Source organism: Nocardia higoensis (assembly GCF_015477835.1).
GTDB lineage: Bacteria > Actinomycetota > Actinomycetes > Mycobacteriales > Mycobacteriaceae > Nocardia > Nocardia higoensis_A.
On sequence record NZ_JADLQN010000011.1, the window covers coordinates 1 to 13,763 of the forward strand.

General features: G+C 69.3%; 11 protein-coding genes. 7 read left to right on the top strand and 4 right to left on the bottom strand.

Annotation, left to right across the window (positions count from 1 at the left end; translation table 11 throughout):
* Positions 1 to 211 precede the first annotated feature (211 nt).
* From IU449_RS27420 to IU449_RS27430, 3 genes are all read left to right on the top strand, one after another.
* Positions 212 to 1,294 carry a hypothetical protein gene (locus IU449_RS27420; RefSeq protein WP_195005075.1) on the top strand — a complete coding sequence of 361 codons (1,083 nt, stop codon included), beginning with the start codon at positions 212 to 214 and terminating at the stop codon, positions 1,292 to 1,294.
* 380 nt (positions 1,295 to 1,674) lie between these two features.
* On the top strand, positions 1,675 to 2,169 hold the full coding sequence (locus IU449_RS27425) for a MobC family plasmid mobilization relaxosome protein (RefSeq protein ID WP_195005076.1): 495 nt from the start codon (positions 1,675 to 1,677) through the stop codon (positions 2,167 to 2,169).
* A gap of 10 nt (positions 2,170 to 2,179) precedes the next feature.
* Positions 2,180 to 4,090 (top strand): relaxase/mobilization nuclease domain-containing protein, encoded by a 1,911-nt coding sequence (locus IU449_RS27430; RefSeq protein WP_195005077.1) that lies wholly within the window; start codon positions 2,180 to 2,182, stop codon positions 4,088 to 4,090.
* Positions 4,091 to 4,110: 20 nt separating this feature from the next.
* On the opposite strand, the gene IU449_RS27435 is transcribed toward IU449_RS27430, so the two are convergent.
* Positions 4,111 to 4,578, bottom strand: coding sequence for a hypothetical protein (locus IU449_RS27435; RefSeq protein WP_195005078.1), 468 nt, complete (start codon positions 4,576 to 4,578; stop codon positions 4,111 to 4,113).
* Positions 4,579 to 4,707: 129 nt separating this feature from the next.
* Positions 4,708 to 9,360: a MobF family relaxase gene (mobF, locus tag IU449_RS29570; protein ID WP_195005079.1), complete on the bottom strand. Its 4,653-nt coding sequence runs from the start codon at positions 9,358 to 9,360 to the stop codon at positions 4,708 to 4,710.
* Between the two features lie 608 nt (positions 9,361 to 9,968).
* Here mobF and IU449_RS27445 point away from each other — a divergent pair.
* From IU449_RS27445 to IU449_RS27455, 3 genes are all read left to right on the top strand, one after another.
* A complete protein-coding gene (locus IU449_RS27445) occupies positions 9,969 to 10,451 on the top strand; it encodes a hypothetical protein (protein ID WP_195005080.1) in 483 nt (160 codons plus the stop codon).
* A 205-nt stretch (positions 10,452 to 10,656) separates the two neighbouring features.
* Positions 10,657 to 10,728, top strand: coding sequence for a hypothetical protein (locus IU449_RS29920; protein ID WP_195005118.1), 72 nt, complete (start codon positions 10,657 to 10,659; stop codon positions 10,726 to 10,728).
* A 186-nt stretch (positions 10,729 to 10,914) separates the two neighbouring features.
* Positions 10,915 to 11,160 carry a DUF6011 domain-containing protein gene (locus IU449_RS27455; RefSeq protein ID WP_228805813.1) on the top strand — a complete coding sequence of 82 codons (246 nt, stop codon included), beginning with the start codon at positions 10,915 to 10,917 and terminating at the stop codon, positions 11,158 to 11,160.
* A 111-nt stretch (positions 11,161 to 11,271) separates the two neighbouring features.
* Here the strand turns inward: IU449_RS27455 and IU449_RS27460 are convergent, their stop codons facing one another.
* Entirely contained in the window at positions 11,272 to 11,700 is a 429-nt protein-coding gene (locus tag IU449_RS27460; RefSeq protein WP_195005081.1) for a hypothetical protein, read from the bottom strand.
* A gap of 86 nt (positions 11,701 to 11,786) precedes the next feature.
* Positions 11,787 to 13,163: a hypothetical protein gene (locus IU449_RS27465; protein ID WP_195005082.1), complete on the bottom strand. Its 1,377-nt coding sequence runs from the start codon at positions 13,161 to 13,163 to the stop codon at positions 11,787 to 11,789.
* Between the two features lie 251 nt (positions 13,164 to 13,414).
* On the opposite strand from IU449_RS27465, the gene IU449_RS27470 reads away from it, so the two are divergent.
* Positions 13,415 to 13,603 carry a hypothetical protein gene (locus IU449_RS27470; RefSeq protein WP_195005083.1) on the top strand — a complete coding sequence of 63 codons (189 nt, stop codon included), beginning with the start codon at positions 13,415 to 13,417 and terminating at the stop codon, positions 13,601 to 13,603.
* Positions 13,604 to 13,763: the final 160 nt, after the last annotated feature.

Here is a 13,763-nt window from a genome sequence, read left to right on the forward strand (position 1 = left end):
GGTGGTGTTCATGGTCAATTCCGCCGCTGTCGCGCGGTGGAAGGTCACCGAGGACGAGACCCTGATCCGGTGGATCGAGGGTGCGCTGCTGGCGATGAGCATCGGTTTGAACACCTACCCGTACCTGAAGACCGGGGACCTGTTCAACGTCGCCGTGCACTCCGTGGCCCCGGTGATGGTCGGTGTCGCCCTGTTCGCCCACACCGCGGTGATGCGCCGCTACGGCCTGGCCATCGACCGCGCCTCGACCGCCGCTGACGAAGCCGGAGACGACATCGCCGAACGCCTCGCCGCCCTGGCCGACACCGGCCACCGCGTCACCACCCCCGAGCCCGCACCGGCGCTGGCCCCCATCCCGGCCGCCGACGACGACGAGGTGATCGCCCAGTACGAAGCCGAACTGAACCCCGCCCCCGCGCCGGAGGTGGCCGCCGCGTCGCCGCGCGCTACCGAGGAAACCGCGCCGATCGCGGGCGAGCAGTCGATCGCGCGCGAGGTTGAAACGATCGATCGCGCGCCGCGCGAACGCGCGGAATCGACCGCGCGCGGAGTCGATAGCGCGCCGCGCGCGAGCGAGCAGATCGCGCGTTCACGCGCGAGCGAGACCACCGCGCCGATCGCGCGCGAAGAGTCGATCGCGCGCGAACCGGAGGCGGCCGATCGTTTGATCGAGGTGCCCGATCGCGCGTCGATCGCGCGCGACGAGCAGGTGAGCACTCGCGCGTCGCGCGTCGCGCAAACAGGATCTGACCTGGGAACCGATCACGAGTCGCGCGTCGATCACTCGGCCGAGGAAGCCGCTGCGGACGCGCGAGCCGACGCCGCTGAACGCGCGACCGATGAGGAGGAACGCGCGACCGTCGCGCGCGCGACGCAGGCGCTCGCGCGCGATCGGCGCGCGGTGGTCTCGCTCGCGCGCGATCGGAATCCGGTGGCGTCGATCGCGCGCGACGGCGTCGATCGCGCGCAGCCATCGCGCGCGGGCCGCGCGCGATCGGCGACGATCCAGGGTGCACTCGCGCGCGCGATCGACAGCGCGCCGCGCGCGCGAACCGGCGCCGGGCACGGCCCGTTCGATCGCGCACTCTCGCGCGCGGAGGCGGCAGGAATCGCGCGCGCGGTCGTCGATCGCAAGCTCTCCCGCAAGACCATCGAGGAACTGACCGCGATCTATGAGGCGGTCTCGACCGGCACGTCGCCCAACGCGATCGGCACCCTGCTGGGGCTGCCGCACTCCACGGTCGGTCGCGCCCTGGAAGCGGCCACGAAGGTCTCCGGCCCGCGCCCGGTCTAGCCCACCTCTGCGCACCAGCACGAAGGCCCCCGCCGGCGGGAACCCGGCGGGGGCCTTCTGTGTGCGGAGTCCCTGGTAGCGCGAACCAACCAGGGACTCCGTGCGGTGACCTTACCGCCGGGGCTCGTGCGCTCCCTCCAGATGTGGCCCCGCGTGGGCGCCGGTGCGCATCAGCGCCGTCGGCGGCGGCCGGCCAAGTGTGCGGCGGCCGGGTGGATTCAGGCGTCGTTCCCGATCCGCCCGGTGAGGTCTTCCCGCCCCAGCGGGCTCGGGTCGGATACTCTGGAAGAAGAAGAGAGCGAGCTAGTATTTAGGTGACCTAGACCGGTCACCCCACCCGTTCGGGTGGTCGCTGCGCTGGGCTGTGAGGAGAGCTGCGGATGGCAGGGGAGTCACCGGATCGCCGGGCGCGGGTGCGCCGAGAGCGGCAGGCGAACGTGCCCGGCGGGCGCCCGCACCGGCACATCGTGAAGCTGTCGGATGCCGAGCACGAAGACCTCACCCGTCGGGCGTTGGAGGCGGGGGTGTCGGTGCCGCGGCTGCTGGTGGAGTCGGCGACCGATTCCGGGCGGGCGGAGGCCGGCCGCGCGCATGCGGCGCTGCAGTTGCTGGAGTTCGACGACCAGATCCGCCGGATCGGCAACAACCTGAACCAGCTGGTGCGGTGGGCGCATCAGAACCGGGAGATCCCCGAGCATTTGATCGACTCGCTGCACGCGGTGACGCGGGCGTGCTTGAGCGTGGATGCGACCGCGCGGTGGGTGATGGGTTTGGATCCGGCGGTGACCGGGGTGTCGGTGGATGTCGAGGCGGATCTGCCGATCTCGGAGGAGTGGGCGGGCTCGGTCGACCCCGACGAGATCGACGGGGTGTGATGCGGCGGTGATGCCGAACGTGGTCAAGGGCTCGGACATGCGCGGCCTGCTGCGCTATCTGGCCGGTCCCGGGCGGGCGAACGAGCACACGAACCCGAAGGTGATCGCCGGGGATGTGGTGACGATGGCGGTCTACTCCGGCGGTATCGACCCGGTCCGGGCGACCGAGTTGGCGAAGCTGCTGGATTCCCCGCGCCAGACCGTGCTGCGGGGGGCGCCGGTGCTGGTGACGAACTACAAGAAGGCCTACGGCCTGATCGATGAGGGCATGGAGCGCCGGAAGGCGTTCGAGGAAGCGACCCGGGATCAGAACGTGTGGCACTGCTCGCTGAGCCTGGGCCCGCGCGAGGGGCAGCTAGACGAGGAGACCTGGGCGCGGATCGCGCGGCGGTTCATGACCGAGATGGGGTTCACCGACTCTGCTGGTGGGGCGCCGGATGTGCGGTGGACGGCGATCCATCACGGCCTGACCAAGGCCGGGGGTGACCACATCCATGTGGCGATGAGCGTGGTGCGTCCGGACGGGTCGCTGGCGGATGTGCGGCGGGACTGGAAACGCTCGCAGGACGCGGCCGCGCTGCTGGAGCGCGAGTTCGGGCTGCAGGTGCTGGTGTCGCGGGAGGACCGCGGCACCGAGGCGGCGACGCGTCCGGACGAGCGGGGCCGCGCCGAGCGGGTCGGCGCCGCCGAGACCGACCGCGAAGCGCTGCGCCGGCGGGTGCGGGCCGCGGCGGTCGCGTCGGAGACCGAGGCGGAGTTCGTCGCGGCGCTACGGGGCGAGGGGATGGTGTTGCGCCCCCGGTTCGCCAAGGGTGGCACCGATCAGGTGGTCGGGTATGCGGTGCGGATGCCCGCGCAGAAGAACTTGCGGTCCGGGGCGTGGGAGAAGGCGGTCTGGTACGGCGGCGGGCAGTTGGCCAAGGACCTCACTCTGGCGTCGTTGCGGTCCTGGGCGGGTTGGGAGCAGTCCGAGCAGGCGCAGGCGGCGGCGGTCGCGGAGTGGGGGCGGGCGTCGACGACGCGCTCCGGACGAGCGATCAGCCCGGATCAGCTGTCGCGGCAGGACGCGGTATGGCAGCTGTCGCAGTGGTCGCAGTACATGCGCACCATCCCGGTCGAGGACCAGGATGCGTGGGCGCAGGCCGCTTCCCAGACGGCGGGGGTGTTCGCGGCGGCGAGCGTGCGCACCGAAACCACCCCGGGGCCGTTGGACCAGCTGTCGCGGCAGCTCGCCCGCGCGGGCCAGTTGCCCGCGCATCGGCGGCGCCCGCACGGGGTGCACGGGCCCGGGATGCGGGCGGTCGCGCGGATGCTGTGGTCGACGCAGTCGCCGGTCACCTCGGATCTGGCGTTGATGCAGGCGTTGAGCGACTGCCTGCTCACCGTCGGTGACATGCTCGCCGCGTCCGACCGCGCGCACGCCGCGCAGGTGATGGCCGGCAACGCCCGCCACGTGTTGACCGAGGTGCACATGCGCCTGGACGGGCTCGACCCGACGAAACGGTATGTGCGCGATCACGGATCGCCGATGTGGGCGGCCGAGCAGCGGGCCCGCGCCATCGTCGACCGCGTCGACGAGACCAGCCGCGGCAAGCTGGAAACCGAGATCGCCGCCGCCCACGACGGCTGGAAAGCACGCCGGATCGCCCAAGTTGGGGCCGGAAAGGGACCACGCATCGACGCCCGAGGCCAAATCCTCGACGCCCCCGCCACACCAGCGAAACCCACACGGCGGCGGACTGCCGCCGATCGTCTGGCCTGGCTCGACCAGGAGACCGGGTCTGCCCCCACGCGGGCGGCCGGGCCGAAGCCCAAGCCCGCACCGCGGCAGACACCGGAATCCGTGCACGAGAAGCACTCCGGCCTCGGACTACCGCACTTGCCTTATGACACAGACCAGGACCGAGACTTCGAGCGCTAGAGCTGTGAGTGGTGACTGGATCAACGTTCGCGCAGTAGCTGAGCGAGCTTCTCCTTCAACGCCTGCTCCAGTGGCCGTTCGGAATAGGACAATCCGCGCACTTGGTCGATCGGTAGGTCCAGGGGTGTGACGGTCCAGCGTTGTCCGAATCCCATGAACCCCGGCTCCATACGTTGCGTGGCGGTGTTGTAGACCTCCAGCTCGGGAGTCACGACATAGTGGAAGGTCCGGTGCAGATCGGACCATGAGTAGAAAGACCAGCCGGTGACTGCTTTGCGGCTGTCGATGCAGTAGGTGTCCCCATATGCGATCTTGGTGGCGTGGAGTCGATAGCGCTCGACTGCCACCCCGAGTCGGTTCATGGCTTCGACGAATTCACGTAGCTGGTCCCGCTGTCGACGGGCGCGATCGCTCAGTTCTCGTTGTCGCTGCTGAGCTGCCCGATCGCTCTCGGCATTCGCGTGCTGAGCGTCCTCCCACAGACCCATGAACCTGTTCCCTCCATCGAGTCCCCCCATCATCAGCCAGCCTCAGCCAGGTCGCAGAACATTCACAAGGCGACGAGGCTGCCTCGTCTTTCCGCCTGCCGCCCACGCGGACGTAGCGGACAGGGCGGTCTACGGACCGATGTCCGTGCCTTGGTTGCGCCCCGCCGACGCATCGTGCTGGTAGGAATCCAGCTGCTGCTGCGGACGCTCGTCAGGTTCTGCGGGCAGTTGCCCACCGTGGATTTCGATGCGGGCGCGGTGTTCGAGGGCGCGTTCGGGGTCGGTGAGCGCGCGACGGCGGCCGCGCTCACCGACCGCGGTGCGGCGCTGGTCGCGGATGGCATCGACGCGGGCTCGGCCGGCGGCCTGGTCGGCGTCGCGTTGCGCGTCGGTGTCGCGGGCGGTGTCGAGTTCGGCCTGTCGGCGTTCGTGGTCGCCGTGGCGGGCGAGCGCCCTGTCCCACCGGGCTTGCGGGGTGTGGGTCCGGTAGGCGGCGTCACGGGCAGCGTGCTCAGCGGTCAAGGCGGCCTGGCGGAGGCGTTCGGTCTCGGAGGCGAGTTCGGCAAGTGTGGCCTGGTGGGTGTTGTGGGCGTTGCGGCGCAACAGCTTGGAGGGGACGGGGGCTTGGCGTAGCCGAGCCAGCTCGGCGGCCGCGGCGGCGTGTTCGCGGGCGGCGGCCTGGGCGGTTCGGGCGGCGGCTTGGGCGGCGAGGATCGCGGCGGCTTCGCGGTCCTCGTCTGCGTGTCGGTCCTGGACGCGGGGGAGTGCGCGTTGGGAGTCGCCGCCGGCGAAGCGGATGGCCTCCATCAGCCCATCGTGCTGGACCACACCCGCCAGGTACCGGATGTGGGCGTCGAGTTCGGCGTCGGTCATGCGGCGCAGCGGGTCATCGCGCATCTGTTGGAGCGCGTCGACGAAGGGCGGGTGGGGTGGGTGTGTGTCGAGGGTTTCGGTCAGGCGCCAGCGCAGCGCGGCGGCGGGCTGCTCGACCGGTAGCGGCCGCACGGCGGCCGCGCGGGTGAGCGCACGGGGGATGTCGAGGCCGGTGCGGGCGGCGGCGGTGAGTTCGCGGGCCAGGATCGGCCAGTACGGGTCGGCGGTGATCCCGGTGCCGAGCTGGTCGGCGAGGGGCTGCCAGCGGCGCACGTCGACGTTGTGGTCGCCGAGGCGGGTGGCGGCTCGGGTGTCGAGGTGGTGTTGAGTGCGGCGTTCGGCGGTGGGGTAGCGGGGTGGGCCGGTGAGGCGGCGGTCGGTGTCGTCGATGCCGTGGGCGGCTCGCCAGATCGCCAGATCCGCTGCCAGCCGCGGAGCGTCGAGCAGGGGTTGCGCCCACCGGGGCGCGTTCACTGGTGTCCAGGCGCGGGTGGTGGCGGTGATCTGGGCGACCAGGTCCTGGATCTGGTCACGTCGGGCTTGCAGGTGCGGCCCGAACTGCGGGTCGGCGGCCAGGACGGGCGGGAGTTCGGGCACCCAGGTCAATGGGCCCGGGCGCTGGTGGTGCTCGCCGGTGGAGTCGATACGCCAGTCCAGCACCGCGGCCGGATCGTCGGCGGTGTGCAGTTCACGGCCCCGGGCGGCGGTACGCAGCGCGGTGATGGGGTCGTGGCCGTGCAGAGCGAGGGTGGCCAGGTGCTGGCGCAGCACCGGATACGCTGCGGCGGCGGTCAGCCCGGGATGGACCTGTTCGGCGGCAGCGTCGATCGCGGCCAACTGTGCGGCGCCGACACGGGTTTCGGCGGCCACGGCCAGGGCGTCGCAGTAGGCGTCGACGACCCCGGCCAGCCGTTGCCGTGGGTCGGCGTCTTCGCGCTGGTCGGTCGAGGCCGAGGTTTGTGTGCCTTCGCGCGCGAGGATCCCGGTGAGCACATCGAGGGCGGTGGGCGGCAGGACGGTGGGCCAGGCGGTCGGCGCGGTGTCGCCGTCGGTGGTGGCGAGGTAGATGTGGTTGCGGGTGCGGCCGCGGGTGAGCATCACGTAGGCCTGGGCGCGGGATTCGCGGCCGGTGAGCACGCCGTGGCAGGTGTCGACGGTCATGCCTTGGCTGGTGTCGATGGTGGTGGCGTAGCCGAGGTGGGTGTGTTCGCGCACGTAGTCGGCGGGCAGGGTGACGCGGCGTCCGGAGCCGAGGTGGGTGGCGGTGATCCGGCCATCTGGGTGGACTTTGCGCACGGTCCAGCGGTAGCCGTTGCGGACGGTGTCGGTTGCTGAGATCCGCAGCTGGTAGTTGTTGCGGCGGGTGCAGATCACATCCCCGGCCGAGGCTGAAAGCCCGTCGGCGAGGGCGACTTCCCGACCGTCGATACCGCCGTCGCGGGCCAGCCGCGCGGTGCGGGCACGGTGATTGAGCGCGGTGACCAGTTCGCGGGTGGGGGCCAGCAGGGCGGAGTCGAGACCGTTGTCGATGTCGGCGGCCCAGGCGGCGAAGACGTCCTCGACGACTACATCGAGCGGGCCGGTGCGGAGGCGGTCGTGGTCGAGGTAGTGGGCCAGCCCGGCGGGGTCGCCGTCGCGGATGGCGAGGCTGGCCGCGCGCTCTCCGGGGTCGGTGAACCGCATGACCTGGGACAAGGTGGCCGCGCCGGTGCGGGCGACGATGTCGCGGATTACCCCGCCGGCGGCGACCGAGGCCAGTTGGCGGTCGTCACCGATCGCCCGCACGCTTGCACCCCGCTGCAGCAGCCACCCGACCGCGGAGTCCAGCGACAGCGTGGAGCATTTGGCGGCTTCGTCAACGATGACCAGCGTGCCCGGCCCGACACGGTTCACCCAGTCAGGCGGGACGTGGCGGGGATCGGATGCCGCGCGGGACACCTGGGCAATCAGCATGTCCACGGTCGCGGTCGGCGACCCGATCTCCTCGGCCAGCACCGCGGCCGCCGACCCGGTCGGCGCCAGCCCGAGCACGGTGCCGCCGGCGTCGGTCCAGGCGCGGGTGAGGACCTGCATCGCCGTGGTTTTCCCGGTCCCGGCGGGAGCGAGGCCGACCTGTAGACGGGCGCCGGAGGTGGCGAAAGTGCGCACCATCTCCCGCTGCCCGGCGTTCAGGGCGCGGCCGGGATTGTTGGCGGCGTGCTCGATGATCGCGGTCTCGATCGCGGCCGCGGGGAGGGTGCGGCCGTCGTGGCGGCCGCTCGCGGCGATCAGGCGCTGCTCGGCGTCGAGGATCGCCTGCGAGGTGTAGCGCGTCGAGCGGGCGGTGGTGTACACGCTGGTGCCGTCACTGCGGGTCAACCCCGGTGCGGGCGGGACCTGCTCGGGCAGCCCCAGGCGCAGCGAGATCGGCGGCGACAACGCGGCATCGATGATCTGCTCGACCAGGCCAGCCCACTCCCCGGGCGCGACGGCTCCACGCAGTTGGCGTTCGACCTCGGCGCGGATGTGGTGGTGCTGCCAGGTCGCCCGCGACTGCGCCACCACCTCGACCGCCGCCCGAGCGACCTCACCGATCACGATCGCGCCCCGACCAGGGAGTGCCTGGGAGAGCACACGTTCGACCATCGCCTCGACCGCAGCCTCGTCGCCGAGCACTCCGACCGCATCCGCTCGCCAGGCGGTGCGCTGCTCGGCGCGGGAACGGGCGGGCAGCTTCCCGCGCCGTGTCGACAGCGTCGCCTGCTGGGCCAGGTCCAGCAACTCCATCGGAGTCGGCTCGCGCCCGTGATCAGCGGCGAACTGGCGGGCGAGTTCGCCGGTCGCGGCGGTGATCGCGGCCCGCCGCTTGGACCACACCGCCAGCAGCCGCTCGTCGACACCGACGATCTCCCGGATCGGGCGCTTGCCGGCTGCGGTGGCGCGGTCGGCGAACACCAGGCCGAGCCCCTGCTCGAGGTGGTGTTCGAGGCGGGTGTTGTAGAGCTCGGAGGCGGCGACGTTGTGCCGGTAGATCATCCGCCCATCCAGCGCACCCCACTGCCCGTCGAGGCGACGGACCTTGTTGGAGATGACGACATGGGTGTGCAGGTCCGGGTCACCGGCGCGGGAATCACGGTGGTCGAACGCGGTGGCGATCAGGCCTTCCACTTCGACCTGGCGGACGCTGTGGCGGCCGATGCGGGTGTAGGTGGCATGGGATTCCAGGTAGACCAGCGCGTCGGCGATCGCGGCATGGTGGGCGGCTTCGATCGCTTCGGCGACCTCACGCGAAGCGACCGCCCACAACGCCGAGACCGACTTCACGGGGGAGAAGGTGAGGTCATAGGCGGCGACCGCGGTCCGGACCGGGCGCGAGGACACCGCGATCCACGACGACAACTCCCGGTCGTTGTCCGGGACGCGGCCGTGCTCGGTGGCGAACATCCGCCGAGCGGTGTCGGTGCGGATCTGCTGGCGCACCTCCACCGGCACGAGTTGGTCCTCGCCGAAACCGTGCTCGGCGTTCCAGGCCGCGAACGCTTCGGCGACCTGGTGGCGGTAGCTGCCCTCGGCGAAGGTGTAGCGGCTGAATGGTGCTCCGAGACGGGCCTGGGCGTGGGCGTAGCGGATCGCGTCCTTGCGCTTCGCGCCCAAACCGATCTGCGTGGCGATCGCCTCGTCGATGATCGCGTCGGCGTCCGGGTGCAGGCCTTCACCGATCAACGCCCGCATCTGGGATTCCCGGACCTGCTCGCCCGCTGTGATGCCCAGCGACCTCAGTCCGGAACCCAGCCAGACGCCCGGGGATTCGCCGCGCTCGCTGTAGTAATCGGCCAGCGGCTGACGGCCGCGCTCGTTCGCGTCGTGGGTGGCGATGACGCGCAGGTAGTACGAGAACCCGTCTCCCGCGCTCAATTTCGCCACCGACATCACATACTCCACGGTACGGAAACCCCAGGTGACGTGACCGGGTCGTTACCTACAGAGCATGAGGTGTACGGGTCGTCCATGAGTTTGAAGGGGCTTTTAGAGCTGATGAATGGTGTTGTCCTGTTCAGATGAACTTTTCGGTGTTCGGGTCTACTTTTCGTGGGTGGGTTCGGAGTTCGGATGTAGGTTTCGTGGCTGCTGATGCCGATCTGCAAAGATCCGCTCGCTGCTGTCAGTCGCTCCGCTGTCGATCGCTCCGTAGCGTGCTCCAGCCGGGCCGACGCCCCTCGATCCGAAAGGTAGATCCGAACACCTGCGCTGCCGAGCTGTGCGCCCCAACTTTTCGTGCCGCAGGTCAGGCAGGCGCGGTCCGAAAGGTCCACGTGGACCGGACAAATGGGGGTGGGCGCGATGTGTGGGTTCGGATTGCGGATGCGCTGTGGATGAGGTGACGCTTTCCGTAGTGGGGATGGTGATGGCGCGCAGGGTTGTGGCTGCTACCGCCTGCGCTGCATGGGAGGTGGCGAATCCTCGACGCACCGATCCGGCGGGCTCGCAGACGCGCGACACTCCCACCGACGACCGATGTCGATCTATAGTTGTCGGCTATGACTAGGCGAGGTGGGAAGTCCAAGCGGACCCGTACCGACGCGTCGGCGGCCACGCGGGTACGGGCCGCTGCCCTGCGTGACCCCGCCGGCGCGACTGCGGTGAGCGGGTTCGCTGAGCGCGCCGCCCGCGCGGTGGAGGCGCCCCTGCTGATTCCGGCGTGGATCGCCTGGATCGCCGAACGCAACAAGCACACCGCGGCGTTCTGCTACCAGCTGCACTATCCGCCGCTGCGCGACGGGCAACCACACTGGCCGGATGGGGAGTTCTGGACCTACGAGCGGATCATGCGGGCCGAGAAGAGTGCTCGGGCGACCGAGCGGGCCCGCCGCTACCACGCAGACCGCCCCGGCCTCATCTCCGCCTACAGCCCGCCGCTGCCTGACGACGCGGAGTTCGAAGCCGCGCTCGACGCCGGCCGGGAGTGGACGGGGCACTTCTACTGCCTCGACCCCGCCCCGGATGTCGGAGCGGACCGATAGTCTCCACCGGCGTGGGCTGCCACGCCCGCCGGCGGGTGGTCACCGAGGAAGGGGTGGGCGATGTATCCGCAGCCGTATCCGATGTACCGGTGCCTGAACATCTACTGCCTGGACCAGTTCCACGCCACCCCGACCTGTCCGCGGGCCACCCCACCTGAGCCGGTGAGTTACGGACTCACCGACGCGGAGAGGCGCACGCTGCGCCATCTGCGGCACCTGGAACAGACCACCGACTTCCGTATGCCCGAACCGCTGGACCTGCGCTGGCTGCTGCTGATCCCGCTCGCGGCAGGGGCATTCATCCTGCTCGCCCTGCTCTCCTGAATCGCTGGGTCAGCATGGCGGCGGTGAATCGCACCAATTGATCCTGCTCGACCTGCCGTAGAGGCACTGGGTTTGTCGGTCGGTTGTGTCACGCTGAGATGTTGGAGCAGCTCACCGACCGGTCGCAGGGGAGAACGAGATGACCGATATCGCCGAAGGGCCCACGGTGCGGTTGGTCGCGCACTGCCGCCGCTGCCACGGCTGGCTGCTGTCCGCGCGATCGATCGCCGCCGGTATCGGGCCGACGTGCGCGATCCGGGAACGCGCCGAGCAGCGCGCCGTCGACACCGCGGTGTCCTCGCCGACGTTGTTCGACCTACCCGTCACTACCGCCGAGCAGACGATGCAAAGTGATCCGCTCGCCCTGTTCGACATTGCCAGCTGACTCGCAGCCGGGAGCCGCGGCCCGGTCGGTGCTCGGCGGATACGCAACGGCGGGCCACTCCCATCAGGTGGCCCGCCGTTGTCGTTGGGGCAGGCTCCGGTGGGAGTCCGGTTAAACCACGTTGCCCTGGGCGAGGATGCGGCATACGTCGGGCTCGGCCTCGTACATGGGTCCGTTGAGCGCGCCGAACTCGAAGTCTGCTCGGGCGCAAGCGCCGCGGAGCTCGTCGATGAAGTTCACCATGACCTCTGCGCCGTACACCGGTTCGCAGTGGGTGACGAAGAAGATCACGCAGCTGCCGAACTGGTCGTAGCAGGCCACCCACATCATCCTCAGGTTGCCGAGGTCGAGTTCGAAGAAGCCGTTCGGTTTCTCCACGGAATGCTCGATGGTGGGGAAGTGTGCGCGAAGCTGCTGGGCGAACTGCACCGGAGGAAGGCTTCCGGACACGGTGGGGTTCAGTTGCACAGCTGCGTGAATGACTTTGTTGACCAGCGCTATCGCAGGGTTGGGATTGTTGGTGACGTTGATGGAGGGCATGATGTTTGCCTTCTTCCGGGCTGGTACGGGGTACTGGGACGGCTCTGTTGCTCAGGCGAGGTGGTTCGCGGGCTTGACGTTGGGGGTTAGTACCGCCACTCGGTCTTCAGTAGGCTCTCGGCCTCGGGGTCGAGGTTGGTGGGCGGATGTTTGATACCGGCGCCACCCCACTCGAGTAGTCGGCTGACGATCTTCACAGCACTTTTGATGGTGCGTTGCCAGAGCAATTGGTTGGATAGCTCGGCATCCTCGGGCGCTTGGCTGGTGCTGTCAGGGGTCGCCCAGGGATAGTCCAAGTCGACGATCATCGCGCGCCGCTGCCGAACCAAGGGCTCGACGCTGTCGACGAGCTCGTCGCGCCACGCGGCCCACCTGTCGACTGGCCAACGGGGACTGGCGTCCTTGAACCTCAAGGCCACCCGGTCCTGGTTTGCGATCATCCCGTCGGACTCCCGCAGGACCACCAGGAACGGCGGGTCGAAGTCGAAGTCGGCGGAGAGCAGGTCGACGACCGGATGGCCCTCGACGAGCTCGCCGTTGGTGTCGACGACTGCATGCCCGGTGTGGTGCAGCACGGTGCACTCCGTGGGCTTGAGCAGCTTGGACCGCAGCCCATCGTTGCGCAGCTTGTTCATCCGGGCGATGAACAGGTCGCGGTCACCGTCGAGGATCGGCGCGGCGACACGGCGAACCGAGGAGGCATTCTCTACGCCCCACCCAATCGCGCGACCGACCAGCGCGGCGACATTCGAGCACCAAGCGCTCTGCAGGGTCGAGACGATCACGATCGAGGTGCCGAGCTTGGGCAGATCAAGTGGCATCGGCGAAGGTGAGCGATCGCGGGAGAAAGCGGGGATCAGCAGGTGCACAACCTGATCAGGAGCGGTCGGTACTGCGGGCAGGGCGAGGGGACGCACCGCCGGTCCGGCGAACACTGCTCGATCGCCGAGGATCTGACCGAAGTCCTCCATGAACATCCCGCGTACGGTTTTGCCCTCCTCGAGCAGTTCAGGCCGCGACAAGGTGACTGCGACTCGGGTGGTCGTGAGCACCTTCAGCGTGTCCGACGGGCCCGAGAGGTAGGGCAAGATGCCGCAAGCCCAACGGCCGGAGGCGGTGATGTCGCGCACCACACCGATTCCCGACTCGCCCGGGTCGGTGGCGAGATGTTCATGGATGGCGTTCAGTTTCATTCGTAGCTCCTTGTTCGCGATGACCAGCGATTCCGCTGTGGGTACACCAGGAAGCAAGGCGCGTAGCAGTTCGTCGGCTCGAATCTGCAGTAGCTCCACCGATGTGTGGAGAAAAGCGATGTCGTCCTCGTTGAGAACACCGTTACTGATCCGCCGGGTCACGCGCCCCTTGTAGGGGCTGCCCGGCCCGTAGATGGCGCGAGTCAGCGCTTCAGCGCTCACACTCGCCTCCTGCATCTTTCCGATGATCAGGTCGGTCAGGGGGTCCATCTAGCGCGCCTCCTTGTCTGTGTATCGCCAGCATGGCTGCGTCATTGCCGCTCGCGCTCTACCGAATTCCGGCTTCTGCGAACCGCTTTTCGGTACCGGCCGGATGGGGTCGAAGATTGTCACGAAAAGCGATCTGAAGCAGTCGTTTTCAGCGCTATCTGGCAGAAATCTGAAGCCGTAGCTTGGGTTTCACCGACAGGGATTCACAGCGCGGGTCCCAGCAGGCATCACCCACCTGAAAGGACGACACCATGACCGACTTGGCCTCGAATGCCACCAACCAGCCGGCCCCGCAGCCGGGCCCGGCGACCTTCTGGGAGCTCTATATCGCGATCCTCACCGCGATCCCGGTGGGGCTCCTGGTGGACTGGCCCACCGCTGTGCAGACGATGCTGACGGTGTTCGCCGGTCTCATGGCCGGCCGTAACACCCAGGCATAGGTGGCTGGCGCGGGCCAGCCGCCCGCTCCGCCCCTGAGCGCCATGCTCAGGGGCATTTTTTTGCCCAGCTATGGAGCCGATTGACGGACTTGCGCTTCGAACAGCGCTGCCTAGGGGTGGATCATGCGGGCGAAGTGGAAGCGCTCAGGCGACGAGACTC

Excerpts from the sequence above, each read along its gene's own strand:
- IU449_RS27425 (WP_195005076.1), top strand. The coding sequence starts at position 1,675 with ATGGCAGGGGAGTCACCGGATCGCCGGGCGCGGGTGCGCCGAGAGCGG.
- IU449_RS27430 (WP_195005077.1), top strand. The coding sequence starts at position 2,180 with ATGCCGAACGTGGTCAAGGGCTCGGACATGCGCGGCCTGCTGCGCTAT.
- IU449_RS27470 (WP_195005083.1), top strand. The coding sequence starts at position 13,415 with ATGACCGACTTGGCCTCGAATGCCACCAACCAGCCGGCCCCGCAGCCG.
- IU449_RS27445 (WP_195005080.1), top strand. The coding sequence starts at position 9,969 with ATGACTAGGCGAGGTGGGAAGTCCAAGCGGACCCGTACCGACGCGTCG.
- IU449_RS27465 (WP_195005082.1), bottom strand. The coding sequence starts at position 13,163 with ATGGACCCCCTGACCGACCTGATCATCGGAAAGATGCAGGAGGCGAGT.
- IU449_RS27420 (WP_195005075.1), top strand. The coding sequence starts at position 212 with ATGCGCCGCTACGGCCTGGCCATCGACCGCGCCTCGACCGCCGCTGAC.
- IU449_RS27455 (WP_228805813.1), top strand. The coding sequence starts at position 10,915 with ATGACCGATATCGCCGAAGGGCCCACGGTGCGGTTGGTCGCGCACTGC.
- mobF (WP_195005079.1), bottom strand. The coding sequence starts at position 9,360 with ATGTCGGTGGCGAAATTGAGCGCGGGAGACGGGTTCTCGTACTACCTG.
- IU449_RS27435 (WP_195005078.1), bottom strand. The coding sequence starts at position 4,578 with ATGGGTCTGTGGGAGGACGCTCAGCACGCGAATGCCGAGAGCGATCGG.
- IU449_RS27460 (WP_195005081.1), bottom strand. The coding sequence starts at position 11,700 with ATGCCCTCCATCAACGTCACCAACAATCCCAACCCTGCGATAGCGCTG.